General features: G+C 73.9%; 6 protein-coding genes. All 6 read left to right on the top strand.

All coding sequences use genetic code 11. The features are described from left to right. On the top strand, nt 1–573 hold a 573-nt coding region (locus PSH25_RS26725), incomplete at its 5' end, for a class F sortase (protein ID WP_238661663.1). Nucleotides 574–676: 103 nt separating this feature from the next. Then, entirely contained in the window at nt 677–1,852 is a 1,176-nt protein-coding gene (locus tag PSH25_RS26720; protein ID WP_238661662.1) for a cysteine desulfurase family protein, read from the top strand. 190 nt (nt 1,853–2,042) lie between these two features. Continuing rightward, nucleotides 2,043–3,116, top strand: a complete 1,074-nt coding sequence (mnmA, locus tag PSH25_RS26715; RefSeq protein ID WP_238661661.1) for a tRNA 2-thiouridine(34) synthase MnmA — start codon at nt 2,043–2,045, stop codon at nt 3,114–3,116. Between the two features lie 37 nt (nt 3,117–3,153). Next, a complete protein-coding gene (locus PSH25_RS26710) occupies nt 3,154–4,158 on the top strand; it encodes a methionine synthase (protein ID WP_238661660.1) in 1,005 nt (334 codons plus the stop codon). A 36-nt stretch (nt 4,159–4,194) separates the two neighbouring features. Further along, nucleotides 4,195–4,560 carry a VOC family protein gene (locus tag PSH25_RS26705; protein ID WP_238661659.1) on the top strand — a complete coding sequence of 122 codons (366 nt, stop codon included), beginning with the start codon at nt 4,195–4,197 and terminating at the stop codon, nt 4,558–4,560. Between the two features lie 30 nt (nt 4,561–4,590). Then, nucleotides 4,591–4,867: ADP-ribosylglycohydrolase family protein (locus PSH25_RS26700; protein WP_238661658.1), on the top strand; the 277-nt coding region annotated here is incomplete at its 3' end.

Genomic DNA, 4,867 nt, shown 5'->3' with positions numbered 1-4,867 from the left:
GCCGCCCAGCCGGCCGGGACGGTGGGCGCCGAGGAGGCCAGCACGCTGGCCAGCGCCGCACCGACCGCCGCCGGCGCCCCGTCGGTGCCGGTGACCGCCGGTGAGCTGCCCGCCGGCCCGAAGACCATCCCACCGGTACGGCTGCTGATCCCGGAGATCGACGTCACCGCCACGGTCAACGCGGTCGGCATCAACGAGCGGACCAACGAGTTCGAGGTGCCGCCGAGCGTCGACCAGATCGGCTGGTACCGCTACGGCCCCGGCCTGGAGGCGGCCGCCGGCTCGGTGGTCATCGCCGGCCACGTGGACAGCGCCAAACAGGGCAAGGGGGCGTTCTTCCGGCTGCGTGAGCTGGAGCAGGGTGACACGTTGACCGCGACCGGCAGCGACGGCGAGGCGCGCCGCTACCGGGTCGTCGCCCGGGAGGAGTACGCCAAGACCAGGATTCCGCTGGACCGGTACTTCGCCCGCGACGGCAGGCCGCGGTTGACCCTGATCACCTGTGGTGGGCCGTTCGACGCCAAGGCGCGCAAGTACCGCGACAACGTCGTCGTCACCGCGGTGCCCGCCTGACCGGCCCGTGCGCATCCGGCGGGGTGGAGTTCCACCCCGGCCGTTGCGTGCCGGTCCCCTCCGGCATCCGGTCCCCAAGGTGTCGGCCGTACGCTGAACGGTGATGGCTTACCTGGATCACGCGGCGACGACTCCCATGCTCGACGAGGCACTGGAGGCGTACGTCGCTACCGCCCGCGAGGTCGGCAACGCGTCCTCCCTGCACGCGGCGGGCCGCCGTGCCCGCCGCCGGGTCGAAGAGTCACGCGAGCAGGTGGCCGCGGTGCTGGGCGCCCGGCCCTCTGAGGTGATCTTCACGGGTGGTGGCACGGAGAGCGACAACCTCGCCGTCAAGGGCATCTTCTGGGCCCGCCGGGCGGCCAAGCCCGACCGCCGCCGGGTGGTCTCCAGCGCCGTCGAGCACCACGCCGTGCTGGACGCGGTCGACTGGCTGGCCCAGCATGAGGGCGCCGAGGTCGGCTGGCTGCCGGTGGACGCCTCCGGTCGGCTCGACCCGCAGGCTCTGCGCGCCGAGTTGGCCGCGCACGCCGACCAGGTGGCCGTGGTCACCGCCATGTGGGCGAACAACGAGGTGGGCACCGTCCAGCCGGTGGTCGAGCTGGCCGCCGTCGCGGCCGAACACGGGGTGCCCTTCCACACCGACGCCATCCAGGCGGTCGGTCAGGTGCCCGTCGACTTCGCCGCCAGCGGGGTCGCCGCGCTGACCGTCACCGGGCACAAGTTGGGCGGCCCGACCGGGGTGGGCGCGCTGCTGCTCGCCCGGGACGTGCCGGCCACGCCGCTGCTGCACGGCGGCGGCCAGGAACGCGACGTCCGCTCCGGCACCCTGGACACCGCCGGCATCGTCGCCTTCGCGGTTGCCGTGGAGGCGGCCGTGAAGGGCCAGCAGGAGTACGCGGCCCGGGTGGCCGCGCTCCGCGACGACCTGATCGAGCGGGTTCGTCAGGCGGTGCCCGAGGTGATCTACAACGGTGATCCGACCGACCGGCTGCCCGGCAACGCGCACTTCTCCTTCCCCGGCTGCGAGGGCGACGCGCTGCTGCTCCTGCTCGACGCGCAGGGGATCGCCTGCTCGACCGGCTCCGCCTGCTCGGCCGGCGTGGCCCAGCCCTCGCACGTGCTGCTCGCGATGGGCGCCGACGACGACCGCGCCCGCTCCTCGCTGCGCTTCACCCTGGGCCACACCAGCACCCAGGCCGACATCGACGCCCTGATCGCGGCCCTTCCGGCAGCAGTCGACCGAGCCCGCCGAGCCGCCGCCCTCCGCACCCCCCGCTGACCCCGCCCCTCCCCCTCTCCCTTCTGCGGCCGATCATGGAGTGGTGGTGCCGGAAAGATGGCGAATGCTGACTTTCGTCGCCCAGCACAAGTCCATGATCGATGGCGGTTGGTGGACGAGGTCACGTTGCCGCCGGCGCAGCGGGTGCGGGGTGGGTGGGTAGGCTGGCGCTGGGGAAGGGAGTTCGCTGGTGAGGGTTCTGGCGGCGATGTCGGGCGGGGTTGACTCGGCCGTGGCGGCGGCGCGGGCGGTGGCGGCCGGGCACGACGTGACCGGCGTGCACCTGGCGCTGGCCCGCAACCCACAGACCTATCGGACCGGGGCGCGCGGCTGCTGCACCCTGGAGGATTCCCGGGACGCCCGGCGGGCGGCCGACGTGATCGGCATCCCGTTCTACGTGTGGGACATGGCCGACCGCTTCCACGAGGACGTGGTCGACGACTTCGTCGCCGAGTACGCCGCCGGCCGTACGCCGAACCCCTGCCTCCGCTGCAACGAGAAGATCAAGTTCGCGGCGGTGCTGGACCGGGCGGTGGCCCTGGGCTTCGACGCGGTGGTGACTGGGCACCACGCCCGCCTCGGCGCGGACGGGCTGCTGCGGCGCAGCGTCGACCTGGCCAAGGACCAGTCGTACGTGCTGGCCGTGCTCACCCGCGAGCAGCTCGACCGGTCGATCTTCCCGCTCGGTGACTCGACCAAGGCGCAGGTCCGCGCGGAGGCCGCCGACCGTGGCCTGGCGGTGGCCGACAAGCCGGACTCGCACGACATCTGCTTCATCGCCGACGGGGACACCCGCGGCTTCCTGGCCGGCCGGCTCGGTGAGGCGCCCGGCGACGTGGTGGACGCCTCCACCGGTGCGGTCGTCGGCAGTCACAGCGGCGCGTACGCGTACACGGTGGGGCAGCGTCGCGGGCTGCACCTGGACCGGCCGGCCGCGGACGGGCGGCCACGCTACGTGCTCTCCATCACCCCGAAGACCAACACGGTGACGGTCGGCCCGGCCGAGGCACTGGAGGTCTCCGACGTGCACGCCCTTCGTCCGGTCTGGACCGGCGGCGCCCGTCCGGACGCGCCGGTCGAGTGTGAGGTGCAGTTGCGCGCGCACGGCGACGTGGTGCCGGCGACCGTCGCCCTCGACGGTGACCGGCTGCACGCCGAGCTGCGCCGACCGGTGCGCGGCGTCGCCGCCGGTCAGGCCGTGGTGGTGTACCGGCCGGACCCGGCCGGCGACGTGGTCCTCGGCTCCGCGACCATCACCGGCTGACCGCACGGGCCGGATGTTCGCGGGATAGCCTTCGCCCGTGACAGATCAGGCGTGGCCCTGGCCGGCCGGCGCGGCAACCGGAATTGGTTCGCTGCCCGGCACCGACATCGGCGAGGCTCAGCGGGTGGTTCTCGGTGAGCTTCCCGAGCTGCCCCACCTGCCCGAGCTGCCGGCCCGTGGCCCCGGAGCGGACATGATCGGCCGGTCCGCCGGGCTGCTCGTCGAGCTGCCCGTCGAGGTGTACGCGGGGCGGTGGCGCGTCGCCCCACGCCCGGGCCGCGACCTGCGCCGGGCCCGGGACCTGATGGAACGCGACCTGGACCAGCTCGCCGAGCAGGCCGAGGGGTACACCGGGCCGATCAAGGTGCAGGCCGCCGGCCCGCTCACGCTGGCTGCCTCCCTGGAGCTGCCGATCGGTGGCCGAATGCTGCGCGATCCCGGCGCGGTCCGCGACCTCACCGGCTCGCTCGCCGAGGGGCTGCGCGCGCACGTCGCGGCGGTCGCCCGCCGGCTGCCCGGGGCATCGGTGCTGCTGCAACTGGACGAACCGTCACTGCCGACAGTGCTGGCCGGGCGGGTGCCGACCGAGAGCGGGCTGGGCGCGTACCGGGCGGTCGAGTCGGCGGACGCCGCCGCCCTGCTGCGCACGGTCGTCGACGCGGTCGGCGTGCCGACGCTTGTGCACTGCTGCGCCCCGGACGTGCCACTGGAGCTGATCCGCTCCACCGGCGCCGTCGCGGTCGCCCTCGACCTGGACCTGGTCACCAAGCTCGACCCCCTGGGCGAGGCGATCGACGCCGGCCTCGGGTTGCTGGCCGGGGCCGCACCGACCCGGCCACCGTCGGCCGGTGGCGCGCCGACCTCCGCACAGATCGCCGATCGGGTACGCCAGATCTGGGACCGCCTCGGCTTTCCCCGTCGGCAACTCGCCCAGCAGGTGGTGGTCACCCCGGCCTGCGGCCTCGCCGGCGCCACCCCGGAGTACGCGCGGGCGGTGCTCGCCGCGTGCCGGGACGCCGGCCGGCGCTTCGCCGAGGACTGAAGTTTCCTGTCGTACCCGCTGGGCAGGATGACGGTCATGATTGGACAGCTGCGTTCAGTGGTGATCGACTGCCCGGATCCGCGGGCGTTGGCGGCGTTCTACGCCGAACTGCTCGGCGTGCCGCTCGTCGAGGGCGACTCCGACGACGACTGGGTGGTGCTGGGCGGCCCACCCGGTCACCAGCCGCGTCTCGCCTTCCAACAGGCGCTCAACCTGCGCCCACCGGCCTGGCCGGATCCTGAGCGCCCCCAGCAGTTCCACCTCGACGTGACGGTGGACGACATCGAGGCCGCCGAGAAGGCGGCTCTCGCGCTCGGGGCTCGGCGGCTGCCGGGTGAGGGCGAGGGCTTCCGGGTCTACGCCGATCCGGCCGGCCACCCGTTCTGCCTCTGCTGGGACTGACCGCGCTGTGGGTTGCGGCGGTCGGGCATCATGGCCGCCGTGATCCACACTGCTGCGTTGCGCGCCTCCGGTTCGCTCTTCGGCCTCGCCTATGGTGACGCGCTGGGCAAGCCGACCGAGTTCCTGACCGTCGCCGAGATCGAGCGCCGGTACGGCCCAACCGGTCCGCGTGAGCTGTCCGGCGAGCCGGCGCTGGTCACCGACGATACCCAGATGGCGCTGGCGGTGGGCTGGGCGCTGCGCGAGGCGGGCCGGCTCTCCTCCTCGGCCGCACTGGAGTCAGCCGTGCTGGCTGCCCTGCTCGACC

Origin of the sequence: Micromonospora foliorum, assembly GCF_022229015.1 — a bacterium.
GTDB classification, from domain to species: domain Bacteria; phylum Actinomycetota; class Actinomycetes; order Mycobacteriales; family Micromonosporaceae; genus Micromonospora; species Micromonospora foliorum.
Note: the sequence above shows the minus strand (reverse complement) of the source record. Positions and strands in the feature narration are given on the sequence as shown.

What these genes read in the sequence shown, in the direction of transcription:
- PSH25_RS26720 (WP_238661662.1), top strand. Translation starts at nt 677, where the DNA reads ATGGCTTACCTGGATCACGCGGCGACGACTCCCATGCTCGACGAGGCA.
- PSH25_RS26705 (WP_238661659.1), top strand. Translation starts at nt 4,195, where the DNA reads ATGATTGGACAGCTGCGTTCAGTGGTGATCGACTGCCCGGATCCGCGG.